The following is a 15,261-nucleotide window of genomic DNA, read 5'->3' as shown; positions in this document are numbered from 1 at the left end:
TTGTCCAGGAACTCTGACCGTCGGCGCGCCGAGATCGTGCGCCTGGCCACGACCAGTGGTCTGGCCAGTGTCGAAGAACTGTCCTCGACCTTCGCCGTGACGCCCTCCACCATCCGCCGTGACCTCGCCCGGCTGACCACGCAAGGGCTGCTGACCCGGACCTTCGGCGGCGCGATGGCCGTCGTCGCCCACCCCGAGGACTCGGTACGCCAGCGCGTCGGGGACGCCTTCGAGGCCAAACACGCAATCGCCCGATGGGCGGCCAAGCAGATCGGAGCCGGCGAATCCGTACTGCTCGACGCCGGCTCGACCGTCGCGGCGCTCGCTCACGAGCTGCGCTCCAGCACCCAGCTCTTCATCGCCACCACGAGCTTGACCGTGCTCAAGGAGCTCGGCGACGTCGAGAGCCTCCATGTGGAGTGCCTCGGCGGCCGGCTGCGCCACCTCAGCCAGGGGTTCGTGGGCCCCACCACCGAGGCCTCGCTGGAGCGCATGTCGTTCGACCGCGTCTTTCTCGGGGCTGACGGAGTCACCGCCGACCGGGGGATCTGCGAGGCCGACCTCCAGCAGACCCGGCTCAAGGAGCTCATGGCCCGCAGCTCCCGTAAGACCTACGTACTGGCGCATGCGGCCAAGCTGGGACGAGGCCCCTTCCATGCCTGGGTGCGGCTCCCCCGGCCCTGGACGCTGGTGACCGACGACACGGCCTCGGAAGACGCGCTGACCCCGTTCGCGAGAGAGGGAGTCGAGGTGGTCGTGGTCGACGTCGAAGGGCAGATCAGCAAACCGAAGCCGGCCGCGGGTCAGTCGGCATAAGCCCGAAACCCCCTCCGTCGCACGGGCCATCGGACACATCCGCGGCTCTGGCAGGGCGTCGGTCATGGGATCTCCTTGGGTTGCGTGCGGCTGGTGCGATTGGCGGCGTGGGCGGTGAGGGCGCCGATCGCGCAGATGATCGCGAGCCCGAACAGCACGTACCGTGCCGCGTCGAGCATCGAGTCGCCGGCCAGGTTGACCAGGACCCCGCCCACTGCCGTACCGAACGCGATCGACAGGCTCGTGACGGTGGCGATCGCCGCCGCCGCCCGCCCGCCTTCCTCCGGATCGGAGGTGCTGGACATGGCCGCCACCGACAGATGCGGGTAGGCCAGGCCGATGCCCGCACCGGCGACGAACAGCACCGGCACCCAGACGAGTACCAGCCAGATCGGCGTGTCCGCACGCTGCAGCACTCCCTGAAGGAGGAGGCCGACGGCGAGCAGCACCGGGCCGAGCACACGCAGCCGGCGTACCGCACGGTCTCCTGTCATCGACGAACTGCCGATCTGGGTGACGGACCAGCCGAGCGAGATCGCCGCGGCGAAGAACCCGGCGATGAGGGGTGGCAGCCCGGCCAGCCGCTGGCCGAACAGCGGAAGGAACGACTCGACGGCGACGCCGAAGGCCAGCAGCCCCAGTGTCAGGTAGACCCACTGCAACGACGAACCCCTTTGGTACGTCGTGCGTGGGAAGACCCGCAGCTCGCTGCGCCGCTCATGGACGACGAACCCGGCCATCAGCAGCAGCGCCACCGCGATGCCGGCGGCCTTCGCGAGCGTGCCGGCCACGACCCCCGCCATGCTCACTGCCCCAGCCGCGGCCGTCACCAGCAGCAGCGACCCGGCCGGGACCGGCGCCCGCCCGTTGCCGCGTTCGCTGGGCGGCAGCACGCGGGGCACGATCGCGCCGCATCCGGCCCCGATCACGGCCATCAATACGAACGCCAGCCGCCACGAGCCGAACTGGGCGAACAGCCCGCCGAGCGCCGGACCGGCGAAGTTGCCGACGCCGTACATCGCCGACATCAGCGCCGTGCCGCGCGTCCAGAGCCGGGCGGGCAGCGCCGCTCGGATGACGGCGAATCCCAGCCCGGACAGCAGGCCCGCGCCGAGCCCCTGGGCACCCCGGGAGACCAGCAGCACCGCCATCGCCGGGCTCACCGCGCAGGCCAGCGAGCCCGCGGTGAACGTGGCGAAACCGAGGAGGTAGGCGCCGACGTTCCCCCACCGGGACAGCAACCGGCCGGTGAGCATCGTCGCGATCACCATGGCGACGAGATAGACCGTCATGTTCCAGGCGTAGAAGTTCGCGCCGCCGAGGTCGGCCACCGCGGTCGGCAGCAGGCTGGACGCCAGATAGATGTTGATCGCGCCGACGAGCACTCCGCCGGCCAGCACGATCGCCGCGCCGAGATGCTCCCGGCCCAGCAACTCCCGCCACGCGGGCGGGGCGGGGGGCGAGGTGAGGCTCACGCGCTCACCTCCACGACGCGTTGCAGGCCGCGTCGCGCGCCCCCAGGTTCGGAGGTCGAGGGCTCTCGCCGCGCCTTGGCCGGTCCGCGGCTCAGCAGCGGGACGAATGGGTAGATGGCGGGCTCGGCGCCGCCGGGCTGTTCGTGATCGCCAGGACTCATGCCTTCAAGGCTGTCGTTGAACCGTTCCCGGAGGCTTTGCCCGCCTGTCGTCGACGGTGCTGGGCGGATGGGGGTGGGAAAGCCTCAAGCGGCGGTAGAACCTCCGCGGGCGAACCGTACGGTGATGGACAGGCCGCCTTCGGGGCGTGCGCTGGTGGTGAGGGTGGCGTGGTGAGCCTGGGTGACGGCGTTGACGATGGCGAGGCCGAGGCCATAGCCGTCGCGGCGGCCGTGACGGTCGGGCACCAGTTTCTGGAAGGGCTGGAAGAGCCGCTGGATCTGGTCGTCGGGGATGACCGGCCCGGTGTTGGTGACCGTGAGGGCCACCTGGCTGCCGGCGGTCTGAGTGGTGATCTTCACCTGCCCGTCCGGATGGTTGTGGCGGATGGCGTTGTCCATGAGGTTGGCGACGAGGCTTTCGATCAGTCCCGGGTCCCCGGCCGTCAGCGCGGGCGTGAGGTGTTCGGCGAGGTCGATGCCTGTCCGCGTGGCCTGGTCGCGGCGGGAGGCGAGCACTCCCGTGACGATCTGAGAGAGGTCCAGGGTGTCCCAGCGGGTGACGCCGCGCTCGCTGGTGGCCAGAGCGAGCAGCGCTTGGACGAGCCGCTCCTGGTGCTCGCCCAGAGCGAGGGCCTCCTTGCAGACCGAGCGCAGGGACTCGGCGTCGGCGTCGGGGTCGGCGAGGGCCACTTCGAGGAGGGTACGCAGGCCGGCGAGCGGGGTGCGCAGCTCGTGGGAGGCGTTGGCGACGAAGTGGCGCTGGGCGTCGAAGGAGGCTTGCAGGCGGGCGAACAGGTCGTCGAGGGTGTGGCCGAGTTCGGTCAGCTCGTCCGCGGGCTGACCGAGGTCGAGGCGCCGGTGGAGGTCTCCGGCGGAGATGATTTTGGCGGTGGTGGTGATGGCGCGCAGCGGGCGCAGGAACCGGCCGGCGACGTACCAGCCGAGAGCCAGGGCGACGGGAATCAGGATGACCAGGGCGACTGCGGATCCGGTGAGGAGTTGGGGCAGGCTGATCCCGGCCCCGGTTTCGGGGATGGTGCCGGATGAGGACGGGCCTTTGGGCGTGGTCTGCTGGATGCTGGCCAGCGGGACGTCGACGAAGATGAGCACGAAGGTCCCGGCGGCGTAGATGCCCGCCGCGTAGGCGAGCGCGAGCCGCGTCTGCAGGGACCTTCTGGTGAGCGTCTGGGAGGTCATGACGATCCGATGCGGTAGCCGCCTTCGCGGATGGTCTCGATCACGGGCGGGTCGCCGAGCTTGACCCGCAACCGGTGCATGGTGTGCTTGACGGCGCTGCTGAAGGGGTCGGCGGCCTCGTCCCAGACGCGCTCCAGCAGTTCCTCGGCGGAGATGACCAGCCCGGGTACGGCCAGCAGGCATTCCAGCAGTCCGAACTCCCTGGGGCTCAGCTCAAGGCGCCGGCCGGCCCGGAAGGCGATACGGCGGGCCGGATCGAGGGTGATATCCCCGCATGCCAGGGTGGGCGGCAGCGGCGGGGTGGCACGGCGGGCCAGGGCACGGACGCGGGCGACCAGTTCGGCGAACGCGAACGGCTTGGGCAGGTAGTCGTCGGCGCCGAGGCTGAGCCCATCGACGCGGTCCTCGATCGTGCCGGAGGCGGTGAGCATCAGCACGCGGGTCTCACAGCGGGAGTGGGCGAGTCGCCGGCAGATCTCGTCCCCGTGGACGCCGGGCAGGTCGCGGTCGAGGATCACCACGTCGTAGCGGGTGGCGGCCAGGCGGTCGAGGGCGGCGGTGCCGTCCAGGACGACGTCGACGGCCATGCCCTCGCGGCGCAGCCCGGTTCCGATGGAGCGGGCGAGGATCTCGAAGTCCTCGACGACCAGGACCCTCACCGCCCCTCACCGCCTGGTTGAGGTGCCATGCCTCAACGATCCCAGATCCCCGGTCGCAGCCACGTCGCAGCCGCTGCGACCCGGCTGGAACCGGGTACCGCGTACAACCGTCGGCATGAATCCATCGACGCCGTACCGATCCGGCTTGCACGCGGAGTGGACCAGGTTCCGCACCGGGCGAGGCTGGGTGCTCGCCATGGCGGCCTCCGTACTGGTCACCGTGTCGCTCGGACTGCTGATCTCCGGAGGCGTCCGCAGCAGCTGCGTGACCGGGAAGGGCGAAGGCCCCTGCCCCGCGCCCTTGCTGGGCCCCGATGGCACGGCTGTGCAGGACAAGTACTACTTCGTGCACCAGCCGCTCAAGGGGAACGGCGGCATCACCGCCCGCGTGGCGGACATGACCGGGCAGATGCGGCTGCCGGACGCCGTACCCGGGGTGCGCAACATCAAGCAGGGGGTGGTGCCGTGGGCGAAGGCCGGGCTGCTCGTACGGCAGAGCCTCAAGCAGGGCACACCGTACGCCGCCGTCATGCTCACCGGAGATCACGGCGTGCGGATGCAGTACAACTACACCCACGACGTGGGCGGCGGACCGCACAACGGCCCGCAGTGGCTACGGCTGACCAGGTCGGGCGACACCGTCACCGGCTACGAGTCGGACGACGGCAAGACGTGGACCGAGGTCAGCACGGTCAAGCTGAGCGGGCTGCCGGAGACGGTCGAAATCGGGTTGTTCGCCACCTCGCCAGGCGCCTTGTGGGACATGGCGAAAGCCTTCGCCCAGGCCACCGCCACCTTCGATCAGATCGTGCTGCGGGGCGCGAACGGTTCGTGGCGCCGCGACGACGTCGGCGTCGTCCTGGAGTCCGACGGCAAAACCCCGCATCACCCGGGCGGGGTCGTCGAGTCCGGCGACAAGCTCATCGTGACCGGGGGCGGTGACATCGGGCCCGCCACGGTGGAGGGCGGTCTGCGCGCCGACTTCACGCTGATCGGCGGGGTCGTGGGGCTGATCCTGGTGCTCGCGGTGGCGGTCACGTTCGTCACGGCGGACCACCGGCGCGGGCTGGTCAAGACCGGCCCGCCGGTCGAGCCGCGTCCGGCGTGGCAGCTGGCGGCCAAGGCCTCGGTGGTCGGCGCGGTCGCGTTCGCGGCGGGGCTGGTGACCTCGGGGATCGTGGTCCCCGTCGGCCTGGCGATGTTGCGTGCCCATCAGAACCCGATTCAGCCGCTGAGCCTGGGTACCGAGTTGCGGGTGATCGTCGGCTTCGCGGCGCTGACCGCGGCCGTCGCCGTGCTGTCTCTGGGCCTGGCCGCGCTGGTCAAGCGGGGCATCCTCGCCATCGGGCTGGCCCTCGCGCTGGTCGTCGTGCCGTACCTGCTGGCGAGCGCGGGTCTGGCGCCATGGCTGCTGATGATCACTCCTGCCGCCGGGTTCGCGATCACGCAGAGCGTGCCCACGTTCGCGCATGTGGACGTCGGCCCGTCACTGTTCGGGGGCTACTACCCGCTCCCGCCCTGGGCAGGGTTGGCCGTGACCTGCGGATACGCCGCCCTCGCCCTCGGGGCGGCGATAGCCGTACAGCGCAGGAAAATCACCGATGACCGCGGTGGGCGGTCTCCGGGCCGATGACACGCAGGAGCTCGAGAGCCTCGACGCTCTTGGATCCGGGCGGCGGCGTGAACAGGCGCAGGCGCTGGTCCGCGGCCTGCGTCTGCAGCATCTCGAAGTCGAATTCGATGGGCCCGACAGCGGGATGAATGACGCGCAACCGGCTCTCGCGCCGCACGGCGACCTCGTGCCGCTGCCAGAGTGCGGCGAACTCCTCGCTCGCCGCCCCAAGCCTGTCGATCAGGGCGCTCGCGGGCCGATCGTAGTCACGACGCGTCGCGGCGGCACGCAGGTCGGCGACGCGCAAGCGGCTGTGGTGATCGTGTTCCTCGGCGGGATAGGCCTCGCGCACGAACGGGTCGGTGAACCAGCGCCACACGATGTTCCGGTCCCGTTCCTCGATCCTGCACACGCACCCGAACAGCGCCTCGGCCAGGGCGTTCTGCGCCAGCAGGTCGCCGAGGTCGGTAAGGAGCTGGGCGGGCGTGTCACCCAGCCGGTCGAGAAGGTAGAGCAGGCCGGGACGGACGTGACGGCCGGCGCGCGCGCCTTCGGGCGGCCGGTGGCCCGCCAGCAGGTAAAGATGGTCTCTTTCGTCCTCGGTCAACCGCAATGCCCGGGCGAGTGCGGCCAGTAGCTGGACCGACGGCTGGGAGCTGCGCGCCTGCTCCAGCCGCATCACGTAGTCGGCCGATACCCCGGCCAGCTGGGCCAGCTCTTCGCGGCGCAGGCCGGGCGTGCGGCGCCGCGGTCCGGCGGCCAGGCCGACCTCCTGCGGCCGGAGCCGCTCACGGGAACGGCGAAGGAAGTCCGCCAGCTTGACGCGGTCCATCTTCATGTCATCCATCCTCGCCGCCCGGCCCACTGCGCGTGCCGCGCACGCTAGGAGGGCCGATCCTAGGGAATCGGCTCCGCTCCTCATCGCCGCACGCTCCTGGCATTGTCCCTGGTGTCCAGCGATGAGAGGTGAGAGGGGAGACAGACATGAGGGAGCTGACAGTGGGCGCCGCGCGCGTGCCGTACCGGGTGATGGGCGAAGGCCGCCCGCTCGTACTGGTGCACGGGGGCAGTCCGGGCTCGAAGGCCTGGGACGGCGTGGCCGGGGCGTTCACGGGCACCAGCACGGTGGTGCTGCCGGATCTTTCGGGAAGCGACGCGGCGCGGGACGACGGGGGCGAGCTCACGGTCGAGCTGCTCGTCGAGCAGCTCGAAGCCGTGATCTCCGATCTCGGGGCGGGGCCCGCCGACGTGGTCGGGCACTCCATGGGCGCTTCGGTGGTCGCCACGTTGGCCGCCGTCCGACCGGATTTGGTGCGCAATGTCGTGTTGGTCGCGGGCTGGACCGGACGGGGCGATGCATACCTCCGCAACGCGTTGACCGTCTGGCGCGATCTCGCCGGTGATGGCGACACGTTCGCGCGGTACACGATGCTGATCGCCTACAGCCGTGAGCATCTGGCTTCCATCGGCCCGGCGGCCGTGGAGGAGCTCGCCGGCGCCTATCGGCCCCATGCGGGCAGGCTCCGGCAGATCGATCTGGCCTTGCGGCTGGACGTCCGCGATCTGCTGCCGCAGGTCCAGGCGCCGACACTGGTGATCGGGTGCGCCCACGACGCGCTGATCTCCGTGGCGTACTCCCGCGAGCTGGCCGCCGCCATCCCGGGTGCCTCGTACGCGGAAGTGGACAGCGGGCACAACGTGACGGCCGAGCGGCCGACGGAGTTCGTGAAGCTCGTCCGCGACTTCATCCACACGGGATGACCGAGATGGTCATCGCGTCGACGCTGAGCTTGAGCATCGGGGCGGTGGTGCCGGCGGGTCCAGCGTGCCGGGCCGAGCAAGGGCATCGCGGTCAGCCCTTCAAGGAGCCCTGGAGCAGGGCCTTGACGAAGTGACGCTGGAAGATGAGGAAGATCACCAGCGTGGGCGTCAGGATCAGCAGCGATCCGGCGCACAACAGCGGGATGTCGGTGCCCCACTGTCCCTGGAAGGCGCCCAGGGCCCCGGACATCGTGCGTTTGGTGGGATCGTCGACCAGGACGATGGCCAGCAGGAACTGGTTCCAGGTCCACAGGAACAGCAGAATGCCCAGGGAGGAGATCGCCGGCATGGCCAGGGGGACGTGGATGCGCCGGAACAGCTGCCACACGTTGGCGCCGTCCATCCGCGCGCTCTCGGACAGCTCCCCGGGCATGTTGACGAAGTGGGCGCGCATCCAGAAGACGCTGAACGGCATGAACAGGCCGATGAGCGGCAGGATGATGGCCCAGCGGGTGTTGAGCAGCCCCATGTCGCGGATCTGGTAGTACAGCGGCGTGATGATGCCCTCGAAGGGGAGAGTCAGGCCGAGCACGAACAGCAGGAAGATCACCCGGCCGCCGATCACGCGCAGGTGGCCGATGGCGAAGCCGGCCATCGTACCCAGCAGGATGGAGATCGGGACCACGCCGAGCACGATGAGGGCGCTCGACTTCAGCAGCTCGCCCATCCTCGCGGCCTCGAAAGCGCGCGGGAAGTTGCCCCACTGCGGGTGGTCCGGCCAGGCCAGCCCAGCCGGGTAGCTGCCCGAGGGGTGCAGGGCGGTGACGAACAGGCTGAGGAACGGCAGCAGCGTGACCGCCATCATGAGGACGAGCAGCAGCCTGCCGGTCCAGGCTTCCCGCGACGCGGTGATCATCGGTTGCCGTCCTTCGCGAACCACTGGATGGGCAGGGCGCAGGCGATCACGAGGACCATGAGCACCACGGCCAGGGCCGAGGCCATGCCCACCTCGCGTTCGGAGAAGGCCAGGTAGAAGATCTGCAGGCCGGGCACCATGGTCGTGTTGCCGGGACCGCCCTGGGTGGAGATGTAGATGATGTCGAAGCTCGCCAGGGCCGCGATCACCGTCACGGTGACGCAGACCGCGATCTCCTGCCGCAGGCTCGGCACCGTGATGGAGACGAACTCCCGCCACGCCCCGGCGCCGTCCAGCCGGGCGGCCTCGTACAGGGCCGGGTCGATCTTGCTCATGCCGGCCAGGAGCAGGAGCGTGCACAGGCCGAGGAGCACCCACGCGCCGATCATGCCGACCGCGGGCAGGGCGGTGGCGAAGTCGCCCAGCCAGGCCCGGGTCACTCCCCCCAGACCGATGAGCGAGAGCAACTGGTTGATCACACCGGTGGAGGCCAGCAGCCAGCTCCACGCGATGCCGGCCGCCACCAGCGGGATGACCTGCGGCAGGAACAGCACGGTCCGCGCTATCAGGGCGAGCCGGCTGGCGGCGATCCGCCGGATCGTCGCGGCGATCGCCAGGCCCAGCACGACCGGGATCGCGCTGAAGAACACGATCAGCTTGACGGCGTTGACCAGCGAGTCGAACAGGTCTGGATCGGTGAAGACCTTGCCGTAGTTGGCCGGGCCGACCCAGGTGGACGGGCCGATGCCGTCCCAGTCGTACAGCGAGTACTGGACGGTCAGGGCGATCGGGCGAAGGACGAACACCGCGTAGAAGGCGAGCGCCGGGGCGAGGAACAGCCAGCCGGCCAAGCCGCGCGCGCCGCGCAGCTTGACCACGGTCGGCCGCCGGTGCGAGGGTCCCACCTGCCTCAGTTCCCTTCGAGCTGACCGGCGTAGTCGGCCTGGACGCTCTTCAGCAGTTCCTGCGGTGTCTGCTGTCCTGCGACGAGTTTCTGCAGCTGGGGCGTCCAGCTCTTGGCGTAGATGGCGCCGGTGGCGTTGGCGATGAAGTCCATCGCGCCGTTGTCCTTGGCGATGTCCGCCCCCGCGGCCAGCGTGCCGGCGGTGACCGTGCCGGATTTGACGGCGGGCATGTACGCGTCGGCCGGTCCCATCGGACGGGATCCGCCGACCTCCACGCCGATCTCACGGGCCCGCTTGTCGGTGGCCACCCAGTTGAGGAAGAAGGCGGCGCAGTCGGCGTTCTTCGCGTTCGCGGCGATCCCGAAGGTCAAAGGCGCCGACATGGCGGCACGCTTGCCGCCCGCCTGAACCGGCGGCATCAGGGAGAAGCCGACGTTGCCCGCCATCTGCTTGTCGAGGTTGCCCGACTCCCAGTCGCCGTCGAACATGAACAGACCCTTGCCGCCGATGAAGCGGCTCATCATCGTCGCGTAGTCGACCGCGTTGACGTCCTTCTGGAAGTAGCCGGCCTTGATCCACCGCTCCAGGTGCTGGGCGGCCCGCAAGTTCGACGGGGTGTCGATGGTGGCGCCGGGCTTCTGGAAGATCCAGTCGTTGATCGGCTGGGGCGGTCCGTAGGAGGCCATGAGGTTCTGCAGCGGGAAGGCCAGGCCGCCGGTGGCGCCGCCGTTGAACTGCACGATGGGCGTGATGCCCGCGCTCTTGGCCTTGGCCAGCACCGCGTCGAGCTCCGCCAGCGTGGCGGGCGGCGCGGACATCCCGACCTGGGCGGCGAGCTTCTTGTTGTAGAAGACGCCGGTCATACTGAAGTTGAGGCCCAGGGCGTACAGCGAGCCCTCGCCGCGCGGCCGTCCGCCCGGACCCAGGCGCAGTTGCTGGAGCTGCGAGGCCGGCCACTTGCCCCAGCCGAACGCCGTCGCGTAGCCGTCCAGGTTCTTCAGCAGGTTGTCCTTGACCAGCTCGGAGACCTGGGGCAGGCGCATCAGGTCGGGCGGGTTGTCGGCCAGCACGCGCGGGGCGTTCTGGGTGATGACGGCGAACTGGTCCTCGCGGATGTTCCACGTGACGTTCGGGTGCTGCTTGGTGAACTCGGTGGTCAGCGCCTTGGGGAGCGGGAAGCCGGTCTCGAAGTAGCCGTTCATGGTGATGGGCGCGGTGCCGCAGGCAGGCGCCGCGGACATCGTCGACGCGCTGGTGGCCTGGGGTCGCGGGCTGTCGCTGCCGGGAGCCGCGCAGGCGGCGGCCAGCGTCCCCATGGCGATCACAAGCGCGGCCCCGGACCTGCCGGGGCGAACTCGGCGAGCCATGTGCATCTCCTCTGCTGCTTGGGACGATCGGCACCGGGCAGATGTCCCGCTTTCCGTTGCTAAATCGGGTTAGCGCCCGATAGTCTCACGGCGCGCGTCGTACGATGTCAACCCCCCGTAACACTCCCTTGACGATCGGAGGTCCTGGGTGAGCCCACGACGGGTCACGCTGGCCGATGTGGCCAAGGCTGCCGGTGTCTCCCGCCCGACCGCCTCGCTGGTGCTGTCCGGCCGCGGCCGTGAGCTGCGCATCTCTCAGGATGTCGAGCAGCGGGTCCTGCGGGCCGCCGAGGAGTTGCAGTACCGGCCCAACATCGTCTCCGTTGGCCTGCGTACGGGCACCAGCCGGACGATCGGCTTCGTCTCCGACACCGTCGCCACCTCCCGGCTGGCCGGCGACATGATCAAGGGCGCGCTGGAGGCGGCCCGTGAGCGCGGCTTCATGCTGTTCATCGGTGAGACCGAAGGCGACGCCGAGCTCGAACGCCTCCTGCTCCAGGCCATGCACGACCGCCAGGTCGACGGGCTCATCCTGGCCTCGATGTTCACCAGGTCCATCAAGGTGCCCAAGGGCATCACGGGCGCGCCCGCCGTTCTGCTCAACGCGCTGCCCAAGCAGCCCACTCCCCTGCCCGCCGTCATCCCCGACGAGGTCGAGGCCGGCCGCCGCGCGGCCCGCGTCCTGCTGGACGCCGGCCACCGCGACGACATCTACCTGATCGGCGCGGGCCCGCGCCTGCGTGACGTACCCACGCAGAGCGTCGCGGCGGTGGAGCGGCTCGTCGGCATCCGCGAAGCGCTCGGCGAGGCGGGAGTCAAGGTGGCGGGCGCTCGCACCTGTCCCGACTGGCAGCCGGAATACGGTCTCACCGCGACGCGCGACCTCCTGCGCACCGCCCAGCCGCGTGCGCTGATCTGCTTCAACGACCGCATCGCCATGGGCGCCTACCAGGCACTCGACGACATCGGGCTCAAGGTGCCCGCGGACGTCTCCATCGTCTCCTTCGACGACCACCCCATCGCCTCGTGGATGCGCCCCAAACTGACCACCGTGGCGCTGCCCCACTACGAACTGGGCCGCAAGGCCGTCGACGTGCTGTTCACCGAGATGGAGCTGTTCACCGAGACCGACCGCGACCGTGCGGACACCGAGCGGGCCGGCGAGGTGTACCGGGTCCCGATGCCGGTCCGCAGTCGCGAATCCGTCTCGCCATCACTGGCTTGACGCTCCTGCTCGAAAGCGTCCTGGCCCGCGGTCGTTGATCAGGTGCCGGCCGGCGTCTCCAGCGATGGAGCCGGGTCGGTAGGGTCGAAGCGGTCCCAGACGCCGCTGACCGCGAGTCATCTCCCAGAGAGAACTGACAGAGTGCTACAGGTTCGCCGTAAGACGGGCCAGGATGCGCACCGCAGGCTCGGCCGATGCGTGCCGGTAACCGGTGCCGGCCCACAGGTGGAGGCGTTCGGCGTCACCCGCGGCGGCCGCGGCTCTGCGCAGTGGGCTGGTCAGGTGGTGCAGCGCGGGGTAGCCGGCCGGGGCGAGGTGGTCGTAGCGGTCGGTGAACGCGTTGCGCAGCGCGCGTGCGGGGCGGCCGGTGAACGCGCGGGTGACGAGCGTCCGGTCGCGGGCCGGGTCGGCGAGAGCGTCCTGGTGCGTTCTCGAGGCGCCGCTTTCGTCGGCCCGGATCAGCACGGTGCCGACCATGGCGGCCACGGCGCCGGACAGCAGGACCTCTTCGACGGCATCGGCGGTGGCCAGACCTCCTGCGGCGATGAGCGGGAGATCGGTCACGTGGGCCACTTCGCGCAACAGCTGGGTGATCGGCGTCGCCGCGGGGACGCGGTCGGGGGTGAGGGTGCCCGAGTGGCCGCCGGCCGCGCCGGCCTGTACGGCGAGGAGGTCGGCACCGGCGTCGGCGGCGCGGAGCGCTTCTTCGGCCGAGGTGACCGTCTGCGTGATCAGCGTGCCGGCGGCGCGCAGCGCCTTGATGACCGCCGGATCCGGGATGCCGAAGGTGAAGCTCGCCAGCGGGACGGGGTCGGCCAGGAGGAGGTCTATCTTGTCGCGCCAATGGTCGTCGTCTTCGGTGAGGGCGACTTCGGCGAGGTCGAGTCCGTAGCGGCCGGCTTCGGGCTGGATGGCGAGGGCGTAGCGGCGGTAGGCGGCGGGGTCGGCCGGGATCGGATTGGGGGCGAACAGGTTGACGCCGAACGGAACGGAGGCCGCTCGTACCTCGGCGATCTGCTCCGCGAGCGCCTCCGGGCGCTTGTAGCCGCCGGCCAGCAACCCGAGGCCGCCGGCTTCGGCGGCGGCCGTGACCAGCCGGGGCGTGGTGGCGCCGCCTGCCATGGGTGCGGCCAGCACGGGAACGGACAGGCCGATGGCGGTCAGTGCGCTGTTCATCGTGCCCTGCTCTCCTGCCGGTGCCGGATCCGGCCCTTCGCCGCCCTCGGCTCCGAGGTTAATCGGTGTAGCCGCCGCCCGCGCCCAGCAGGGCCGCGACGATGTGTACACCCTGCGCACCCCGTGCAGGACGCGCATCATGCGCGTAAGGTGGGTCGCATGGCACCTGACACCACCGCGGAGCCCAACGCCCTTGGAATCGTCGAGGCCCGCAACCAACTCGGCACCCTCGTGGCCCGAGCTGTCCACGGCCACGCCGTCACCCGCATCAGCCGATCCAGCCACGAACGCGCTGTGCTCATCTCCGAAGCCGACTATGAGGAACTACTACGAGCCCGCCGGGAGCTGGAGGCCGGCCACGTCACCGAAGCGATCGCCGCTCACGCCCGCGGCGAGCGCGAGATGATGACGTACGACAGCAAGGAAGCCCTGTATGCCGACCTTGACCTACCGACCCCCAGTGAGCGCTCTTGAAACGGCTCCTCCACATCGATCTCGCGGTACGCGACATCCTGCGCCAGGCGGCGTCCGGTCTGCGCGCCGCCATCGCAGACGCACTGCTTGACCTCATCGAGGATCCCGAACCGCTCGGGGCCGTGCCGTACGGCGGCATCCCCGACGCGTTCGAGCTTCGTACCGACACCTTCCGCCTGGTCTACACGCGCGACCTCGACCACGTCTCGATCTGGGTGCTGGAGATCAACACCTAGCCCTGGGCTGACAGGCAGGCAACGCACGCATGTGAGTGGCCGTCGGCGATCAGGTGTCACGGGCCGAAGGGCCCCTCCGGCAGCCGTTCGCGGACGGTCTTTTCCGCCTCGTCCGGGTACCGATCAGGCACGGCACCGCGTCGAAGCCCGCCGCCCGCAGAGCCGCGCCGCCCTGCTCGATCCGTGCGGTGAGCGTCGCCTCGTCGAGGTCGGGAAATGCGGTGTAGTCGATCGTGGCGACACCATGCTGCTCCCGGACGGCCACCAGACCATGCTCGTGTACTCGGCCGAGCCGGGATCTTCCGAAGCCACGGCGCTCGACATGCTGCGAATGATCGGACTGCAGCAGGTGTGAGGCTCCGCGAACGCGTCCACGACGCCTGTTCCGGGCGGAGAATGGGTGGTGGTTGCCGCGCCGCCCGCTGACGAGGTTCCCAGTGGCACGGCGTCAGCCGCTCTGCCCCGCGTCTCGGACCAGGGCCTGCCCCTCCCGGCAGAACGCTCCACGCGCAGCTCCGGCACGACATCGCGCAGCACCTGGACGCCGAGCGGAACCAGTACCAGGGGCAGGACAGCGGAGGAGACGACTCCCTTCAGGAGGCTGCTCTCCTTGAGCACGCCGGTCCACAACGTGCCCGCCCACAGGAACAGCACGAAGCGCCCCACGCCGAACGTCCCCGACCGCAGGGCTCCGATCGCCAGCAGGAACGTCCCGATGTACAGACCGAACGCCGCGGTGACGGGCACCCGCCACGGCCCATACGACGTCTCGACATAGGTGTCCAACACCACCTGGGTCGCCTGCTCGAGGCCGAGCCGCCCGATCAGCTGGAACGCGGTCTGGTCGACACCCGCCCAGTAAAGGCGGGAGAACAGGCCCAGGACCAGGAGGGTGCCACCCAGGTAGGCGAGTTTGGGCGATCTCGCGGCGACGATCCGGGCGAGCGTGATGACGGCCGGGCACAGCAAGATGGCGCCCACGGCGAAACACGCATATCCGGCCGTCACCAGGGCGGGGTTGCCGGCGTACGCGGCCATCTGCCCCATGGCGGCGAACGGCTGCTGGTCGAAGCGCGTCAGTTGCTCGGCGGTGAAGTCAGCCGTGGCGAAGCCCAGATGCCGCAGGAGCAGCCCCGCGAACCACACCACGGGCGCGACGACCAGGGCCGCTCCCCCGGCGATCCGGCCAGGGAACCAGGCATGGTGATGCACGGTGAGAGGCATCTTCCACCCGCCTGTGGGCAGGTTCATGTCCGTTGTCTTCTCGGAGAGCACGTGCCC

Annotated in this window: 16 protein-coding genes; 6 read left to right on the top strand and 10 right to left on the bottom strand. The window is 70.2% G+C overall.

The genetic code is table 11. The features are described from left to right. On the top strand, window positions 1–816 hold the full coding sequence (locus tag AB0H88_RS47055) for a DeoR/GlpR family DNA-binding transcription regulator (RefSeq protein ID WP_357656019.1): 816 nt from the start codon (window positions 1–3) through the stop codon (window positions 814–816). Between the two features lie 62 nt (window positions 817–878). On the opposite strand, the gene AB0H88_RS47050 is transcribed toward AB0H88_RS47055, so the two are convergent. The 4 genes from AB0H88_RS47050 to AB0H88_RS47035 form a co-directional block, all read right to left on the bottom strand. Continuing rightward, window positions 879–2,291 (bottom strand): MFS transporter, encoded by a 1,413-nt coding sequence (locus AB0H88_RS47050; RefSeq protein ID WP_357656017.1) that lies wholly within the window; start codon window positions 2,289–2,291, stop codon window positions 879–881. Further along, window positions 2,288–2,452 carry a hypothetical protein gene (locus AB0H88_RS47045; RefSeq protein ID WP_357656015.1) on the bottom strand — a complete coding sequence of 55 codons (165 nt, stop codon included), beginning with the start codon at window positions 2,450–2,452 and terminating at the stop codon, window positions 2,288–2,290. The genes AB0H88_RS47050 and AB0H88_RS47045 overlap by 4 nt, the downstream gene beginning before the upstream one ends. 84 nt (window positions 2,453–2,536) lie before the next feature. Then, a complete protein-coding gene (locus AB0H88_RS47040; protein ID WP_357656014.1) occupies window positions 2,537–3,649 on the bottom strand; it encodes a HAMP domain-containing sensor histidine kinase in 1,113 nt (370 codons plus the stop codon). After that, window positions 3,646–4,308 (bottom strand): response regulator transcription factor, encoded by a 663-nt coding sequence (locus tag AB0H88_RS47035; protein WP_357656012.1) that lies wholly within the window; start codon window positions 4,306–4,308, stop codon window positions 3,646–3,648. The genes AB0H88_RS47040 and AB0H88_RS47035 overlap by 4 nt, the downstream gene beginning before the upstream one ends. A 115-nt stretch (window positions 4,309–4,423) precedes the next feature. Between AB0H88_RS47035 and AB0H88_RS47030 the strand changes: the two genes are divergently transcribed. Beyond that, window positions 4,424–5,941 carry a hypothetical protein gene (locus tag AB0H88_RS47030; RefSeq protein ID WP_357656010.1) on the top strand — a complete coding sequence of 506 codons (1,518 nt, stop codon included), beginning with the start codon at window positions 4,424–4,426 and terminating at the stop codon, window positions 5,939–5,941. On the opposite strand, the gene AB0H88_RS47025 is transcribed toward AB0H88_RS47030, so the two are convergent. After that, entirely contained in the window at window positions 5,904–6,758 is an 855-nt protein-coding gene (locus AB0H88_RS47025; protein ID WP_357656008.1) for a helix-turn-helix transcriptional regulator, read from the bottom strand. The two genes, AB0H88_RS47030 and AB0H88_RS47025, sit on opposite strands and share 38 nt — an antisense overlap. A gap of 146 nt (window positions 6,759–6,904) precedes the next feature. Between AB0H88_RS47025 and AB0H88_RS47020 the strand changes: the two genes are divergently transcribed. Further along, window positions 6,905–7,681, top strand: coding sequence for an alpha/beta hydrolase (locus tag AB0H88_RS47020; protein WP_357656007.1), 777 nt, complete (start codon window positions 6,905–6,907; stop codon window positions 7,679–7,681). 91 nt (window positions 7,682–7,772) lie between these two features. On the opposite strand, the gene AB0H88_RS47015 is transcribed toward AB0H88_RS47020, so the two are convergent. Genes AB0H88_RS47015 through AB0H88_RS47005 form a run of 3 tightly spaced genes read right to left on the bottom strand, consistent with a single transcriptional unit; the run spans window position 7,773 to window position 10,869 of the window. Then, entirely contained in the window at window positions 7,773–8,597 is an 825-nt protein-coding gene (locus tag AB0H88_RS47015) for a carbohydrate ABC transporter permease (protein ID WP_357656006.1), read from the bottom strand. Further along, the gene (locus AB0H88_RS47010) at window positions 8,594–9,502 is read right to left on the bottom strand and encodes a sugar ABC transporter permease (RefSeq protein ID WP_357656004.1); all 909 of its coding nucleotides are present in this window, start codon (window positions 9,500–9,502) and stop codon (window positions 8,594–8,596) included. Before AB0H88_RS47010 ends, AB0H88_RS47015 begins: the two co-directional genes overlap by 4 nt. A gap of 5 nt (window positions 9,503–9,507) precedes the next feature. Then, window positions 9,508–10,869: an extracellular solute-binding protein gene (locus tag AB0H88_RS47005; protein ID WP_357656002.1), complete on the bottom strand. Its 1,362-nt coding sequence runs from the start codon at window positions 10,867–10,869 to the stop codon at window positions 9,508–9,510. A gap of 148 nt (window positions 10,870–11,017) precedes the next feature. On the opposite strand from AB0H88_RS47005, the gene AB0H88_RS47000 reads away from it, so the two are divergent. Then, complete coding sequence (locus AB0H88_RS47000; RefSeq protein ID WP_357656001.1) at window positions 11,018–12,094, top strand: LacI family DNA-binding transcriptional regulator; 1,077 nt, start codon at window positions 11,018–11,020, stop codon at window positions 12,092–12,094. A 144-nt stretch (window positions 12,095–12,238) separates the two neighbouring features. On the opposite strand, the gene AB0H88_RS46995 is transcribed toward AB0H88_RS47000, so the two are convergent. Continuing rightward, window positions 12,239–13,270: a nitronate monooxygenase gene (locus AB0H88_RS46995; protein WP_357656000.1), complete on the bottom strand. Its 1,032-nt coding sequence runs from the start codon at window positions 13,268–13,270 to the stop codon at window positions 12,239–12,241. 159 nt (window positions 13,271–13,429) lie between these two features. On the opposite strand from AB0H88_RS46995, the gene AB0H88_RS46990 reads away from it, so the two are divergent. Both AB0H88_RS46990 and AB0H88_RS46985 read left to right on the top strand, forming a co-directional pair. Continuing rightward, window positions 13,430–13,744, top strand: a complete 315-nt coding sequence (locus AB0H88_RS46990) for a type II toxin-antitoxin system Phd/YefM family antitoxin (protein WP_357655999.1) — start codon at window positions 13,430–13,432, stop codon at window positions 13,742–13,744. Beyond that, window positions 13,741–13,980 carry a type II toxin-antitoxin system RelE/ParE family toxin gene (locus AB0H88_RS46985; protein ID WP_357655997.1) on the top strand — a complete coding sequence of 80 codons (240 nt, stop codon included), beginning with the start codon at window positions 13,741–13,743 and terminating at the stop codon, window positions 13,978–13,980. Before AB0H88_RS46990 ends, AB0H88_RS46985 begins: the two co-directional genes overlap by 4 nt. 123 nt (window positions 13,981–14,103) lie before the next feature. Here the strand turns inward: AB0H88_RS46985 and AB0H88_RS46980 are convergent, their stop codons facing one another. Further along, a complete protein-coding gene (locus tag AB0H88_RS46980; RefSeq protein WP_357655996.1) occupies window positions 14,104–15,231 on the bottom strand; it encodes a hypothetical protein in 1,128 nt (375 codons plus the stop codon). Between the last annotated feature and the right edge of the window lie 30 nt (window positions 15,232–15,261).

It is taken from the genome of Nonomuraea sp. NPDC050680 (genome assembly GCF_040654555.1).
In the GTDB taxonomy this organism is placed as follows: Bacteria; Actinomycetota; Actinomycetes; order Streptosporangiales; family Streptosporangiaceae; genus Nonomuraea.
The sequence above is the reverse complement of the archived record's forward strand: the minus strand, read 5'-3'. Positions and strand labels throughout refer to the sequence as shown.